The sequence below is a fragment of the Mesotoga infera genome (assembly GCA_011045915.1).
Taxonomy (GTDB): domain Bacteria; phylum Thermotogota; class Thermotogae; order Petrotogales; family Kosmotogaceae; genus Mesotoga; species Mesotoga infera_D.
In genome coordinates this window covers 1-5,134 of record DSBT01000282.1, presented here as the reverse complement: position 1 = coordinate 5,134, position 5,134 = coordinate 1, and the positions used below count along the sequence as shown (strand labels likewise).

General features: G+C 47.2%; 4 protein-coding genes. All 4 read right to left on the bottom strand.

Translation table 11 applies throughout. The annotated features are described in order from the left end of the window. Positions 1-569 (bottom strand): ABC transporter permease (locus ENN47_09310; protein HDP78361.1); only part of this gene is annotated, 569 nt, incomplete at its 3' end. Beyond that, on the bottom strand, positions 562-2,079 hold the full coding sequence (locus ENN47_09305; GenBank protein ID HDP78360.1) for a sugar ABC transporter ATP-binding protein: 1,518 nt from the start codon (positions 2,077-2,079) through the stop codon (positions 562-564). The genes ENN47_09310 and ENN47_09305, both read right to left, overlap by 8 nt. 15 nt (positions 2,080-2,094) lie before the next feature. Next, positions 2,095-3,582 (bottom strand): glycerol kinase GlpK, encoded by a 1,488-nt coding sequence (gene glpK, locus ENN47_09300; GenBank protein HDP78359.1) that lies wholly within the window; start codon positions 3,580-3,582, stop codon positions 2,095-2,097. Between the two features lie 23 nt (positions 3,583-3,605). Next, positions 3,606-4,361 carry a GntR family transcriptional regulator gene (locus ENN47_09295; protein HDP78358.1) on the bottom strand — a complete coding sequence of 252 codons (756 nt, stop codon included), beginning with the start codon at positions 4,359-4,361 and terminating at the stop codon, positions 3,606-3,608. Positions 4,362-5,134: the final 773 nt, after the last annotated feature.

Genomic DNA, 5,134 nt, shown 5'->3' with positions numbered 1-5,134 from the left:
CTTGTCATGTGGAGAAGCAGATGCGTCAGCAAATAAATCACAGCGGCCAGAAGAACGAGATTCGGGATTCTTAAGAAGCTTCCGTTAGCAAATGCGGTCACTCGATCGTCTCTTATCCATATACTGAATCCGTTGTTATAAGACTTCTCAAGACCCATGGCAATGAACATTACTGCCGTAGTGACTATGAATGAAGACAACCTCAGATAAGCAACCAGAAAACCATTCAGAATCCCGAACAAGACGCAGATTCCGATTACTGCCGCAAGAGATGCCACAGGGTGCATTCCTGATTTCAGGAATCCGCAGTAAAGAGTGGCACCAAGGCCAAGAACTCCTCCGAGAGAAAGATCGCTCTCACCTGCCATGTTTACGAAAACCACTCCAAGTGCTGTGACCAAGAGAGGGGAAACCTGAATCATTATATTGACGATATTATCTGGCTGGAGGAAGTATGGAGAAAGTATGCCGAATATGACAATCATGAACACGAAAGCCATGATTGTGCCGCTTCTGTCAAGCCACCAACCGAAGCCCTTACTCTTTCTTGATAAAGCCAGCTCACTCATTAACTTTTCCCCCCATCGTCAACAATAAAAGCTCATCTTTAACTGCAGTTTCGGAATCAAGTAGTCCTTTCTCCTTCCCCGCAAAGAGCACCATTATCCTGGTCGATGCCCTTAGAGCTTCATCGAAATCGCTGGTAGTGACAATAACAGACTTCCCTTCTTTTGCAAGACCATGTATGATTTCGTATATCTCTTCTTTTCCCTTCACGTCAATACCAACTGTAGGCTCATCGAAGAAATAGATCTCGGAGTTGCCGACAAGCCACTTGGCAAAAACCACCTTCTGCTGGTTGCCTCCGCTCAAGAACTTCGATGCTGTCTCTAGACCGGCAGTCTTTATGGAAAGCTCTTCTACCAGCTTCTGGGCCACTTCCTTTTCTTTTTTTACACTGACTACGAATCCAAACCTGGAGAGCTTCTTCAATGACACCAGAGAGATGTTTTTTCTCACTGAGAAGTCATACACCACACCATTGAGCCTTCTATCTTCCGGCACAAGCGACAACTTCCGATTTTTAGCATGCAAGGGACTCTTGGGAACCCAGTCCTTGCCATTTATCTTGAGTGTTCCACTCGCAGCTTTTCTCAGGCCAAAGATAGTCTCTATCAGCTCCGTTTTCCCGCTTCCGACTGCTCCTGTAATACAGAAGACTTCGCCTTTGAAGACATCAAAATCTATGGGGCCGAAAGTCTTTCCGTCGCTCAACCCTCTTACCTCTAGAGCAGGTTTTTCGCCGTAACCGGGAGCAAGATTCTCCATCTTCTTCGTGACATCAATTTCTTTACCCATCATGCTGCGAATGATCTCCTTGGTCGTAATCTCGTTCACCTTGCAGGTAACGACTTTCTCCCCGTCTCTCAAAACGGTTAGAGCGTCGGCAATTCTGTAGATCTCTTCCAGTCTGTGGGATATGTAAATTGCGGTAATATTCCTCTCCTTTTTAAGACGGTCAATTACGGAAAAGAGAGCGTCCACTTCCGATGAACTCAATCTTGAAGTCGGCTCATCCAGAACAAGGATCTTTGGATTCCTGTAAAGCGACCTTGCAATACATACAAGTTGCTGCTGAGCTACGGTCAGATCTCTAGCAAGCGATCTGGCGTCTATGAACCCTGGAATCAGCTGATCAAGTGTTTCTTGAGCTTTCTTCGACATCTCCCTATGATTCAAGAGAGCGCCCTTCGTTACCTCATCTCCCAGAAGGACGTTCTGCGCCACAGTGAAGCTTGAAACGAGCTCGAGTTCCTGGAATATGAAGTCGATCCCGTATTGCCTTATGTTCTGAGCGGTTGCAGCATTGAGACTCTTCCCATTAAGAAAAATCTCTCCGTCTGTCTGCTGATATACCCTGGCGAGTATCTTTATCAGAGTAGACTTTCCGGCGCCATTGGCTCCGAGAAGTGCATGGACCTCTCCTTCTTTCACCTCGAAACTCACATTCTTTAGAGCGTGCACCCCCGGAAATCTCATATCTATTCCTGAGAATTCAAGTAGACTTGTGTCATTCAAAATAATCACTCTCCACTACTGACTCCATCCTTTGGACCTTTCAACGGCTTTGTTCCAGACAGAGATCATGCTTTCCCTTCTGCTTTCGCTCAATTGCGGTTCGAATACTCTCTCGGTCTTCCGGAGTCTTCTCACCTCCGAAAAATCCTTCCAGAACCCAGTCGATACACCAGCAAGATACGCCGCGCCCATGGACGTACTCTCCAGGAATTCTCCTCTGTCAAGAGAACAGGAGCAGATATCCGAAACCAACTGCATCAAGAAGTCGTTCTTTGCCATTCCACCGTCGACATTCAATTTCTGCACACTTATACCCAGCCCCTCGCGTGCAGTTCTAAGCACATCGTAGGTCTGAAAGGCAACCGACTCAAGTGCGGCCCTGGAAATGTGAGCTGCATCATGGTTGAAAGACAGACCCGCGAGAATCCCTCGGGCAGTCATATCCCAATGGGGAGCTGCAAGTCCTACGAATGCGGGAACGAAAGCTATCCCTTCGGCCGAGTCGACGCTTTGGGCAAGATCAGTAAGCTCAGAAACGCTCGAAGCGAGACGGGCCTTCTTGACCAGCCAATTCAGAAGAGAACCTGCGACGTATACTCCGCCTTCAACTTTGTAAGTCATTTCCCCGCCGATCCTCCAGGCGATTGTTGGAGTCAAACCTCTCGCTTCAGATCTTATGATTTTGCCGGTGTTGATTCCCAGATTAAGACAGGTTCCAAATGTGCACTTTGCTTCTTTCTCTTCGAAGCAGGTCTGTCCGAAGAGCGCCGATTGCTGGTCCCCCAGGCAGCTCATTATCGGAATGGGCTTGACGAAAAACTCGGCCGGTGCCACCGCTTCACCAAAGAGTGAATCGGAATCGCCGACCTCAGGAAGAATCCGCTCGGGTATTCCAAATTCCTTAAGAAGCGCATCATCCCACTGATTTGTGATTATGTTGAACAGGAGGGTTCGAGAAGCGTTGGAACTGTCTGTCTTATGAGAGGCCCCATTTGTGAGCTTCCAGATGATCCAGGAATCGACGGTGCCGAAAAGCAACTCCCCCTTGAGTGCGCGCTCGCGCACATCAGGCACGTTCTCGAAAAGCCAGACTATCTTCGTGGCTGAATAATAAGCATCAAGGAGTGACCCTGTCTTTCTCTCAATCTCCGCTTCAAGGTGCCCGTATCTTTTGCATATTTCGGCCGAGCGCTTGCACTGCCAGCTGATGGCATTGTAAACGGGAACCCCTGTTTTCTTGTCCCAAATCACCGTGGTCTCGCGCTGATTGGTTATCCCAACCGCGGCCACTCTGCTGCTCGAAACATCATTCCGGATTTCCCCAATGCAATTCACTACCGAATCCCACAACTGGATAGGATCGTGCTCAACCCATCCATCTCTGGGACTGAAGGAATCAATGGGGGTGTTAGTACTGGCAACGATGGACCCGGAAGCATCGACACAGATGACCTTCGTCCCGGTGCTCCCGATATCGATCGCCATTACCAAATCACGACTCATAAAGCAAAACCCCCTCCATATTCTCAGATACCCTTTGAACGCACAGTGAGCTTCCCATACTTTCCAAGCTGAATACCCTCGTAGTATTCAATCAATCTCCTGTTACTGTCGTAGGTAACGCTCTCTATCTTGAATGCGGGGTAACAGTCCTTCTTCAAACCGAAGATCTTCATTTCGGAATCATTCAGGATGATCGGGACGAAAGATCTCACAAACTCCTGCATCACAATTCCGTATTGTCTTTCGAGCACAGAATATAGAAACTCTTTGCTGAAGTCGTTTTCCTCAATGCCAGGTACCAGGTCGTAAGAAATGAAGTTTCTGGAGATTATCAAAGGCTCATTGTTAATTACTCTAAGCCTCTCCAAAGCGAAGACCTTCGACCCGGGGGAGATTCCAAGGTTTTCAGCAATTGTCTCGTTCGCTCCGATAATCTCGCTTCTCAAAACCTTGTCCTTAATGCCAATGTTCTTCTTCACAAGCTCTTCCCCAAGGCCCATAGTTTCACTGACGTACTGAAATGTGATCGCTCGGGAAGAAACGAAGGTTCCTTTAGCTCTCTGCCTGGAGAGATACCCGTCCCTCTGGAGCTTCATCAAAGCATTCCTAACTGTAATTCGGCTGACGTCGAATACCTTGCAGAGCTCCATTTCGTTCGGCAGTTTATCGCCTTCCACAAGAATTCCCTTTGATATTGCATTAGTGATCCAGTCAGCGATCTGCTGAAATAACGGAACAGAAGAAGAGACATCTAGCCTCACTTTCGTCCAACTGTACATGGATTCACCTTCTCTACAGGGATTTTTTAATTGTTATAACAATATATCTATATAACACAGTGATGATAATACCAAATATCAACCATATCCAAGAAACCCGATGATCCTCCGTCTGGTCGGATTATTCACTCTGGCGACTCTTTAGCAATGAAGTTCTTCGGGATTCGGAGAATGGAAGGAATAAACGGGATCTAGCTAGTTTGATGGACTGTCGAGCTGCAGCTTGTTCTGACAAGTGAATAGCTTCAATACTGATAATACTCATTATGTACGCTGGAACCCTGAGCGGGATATTCCTTTCATCTGAAGATAGTTCGCCGCAAGAAGGTTAATCTGTCGTCGAAGGAACTATAACAAGCCAATCGAGTTGATCCACCGGATTCTCAGTCCGAAGGTCGGGGTTCGGTCCCCCATGGGGCTGCCAGTCTTGAAGCCCAGTTTCGACTCCTAATGATTAGCGTAGAAACAGTGAAGCAGAGGGTCCTTCAATAAGAGAAAGCTCATAAGTGATGATTTCCTTTGTTATCCTGTGTATTATTAGATCAAATTCGAGAGTAATCGTCTCTTTGCCCGACAACGACGTAAACAAAAAGCTTTCGTCGCAGCTTCCAAGCAATTCTCGCACGTCCTCATATTCAGCGTAGTCATCCCAATCAAAGTTGATACTGTAGTCCACATCAACTTTCATGAGAACCCTCACAAGCACTTCTTCTTCAGAAAGCGCTCTTATGCTCTCAATCTGAGGTGGATTCTTCAGCGCGGCACCTCCAATG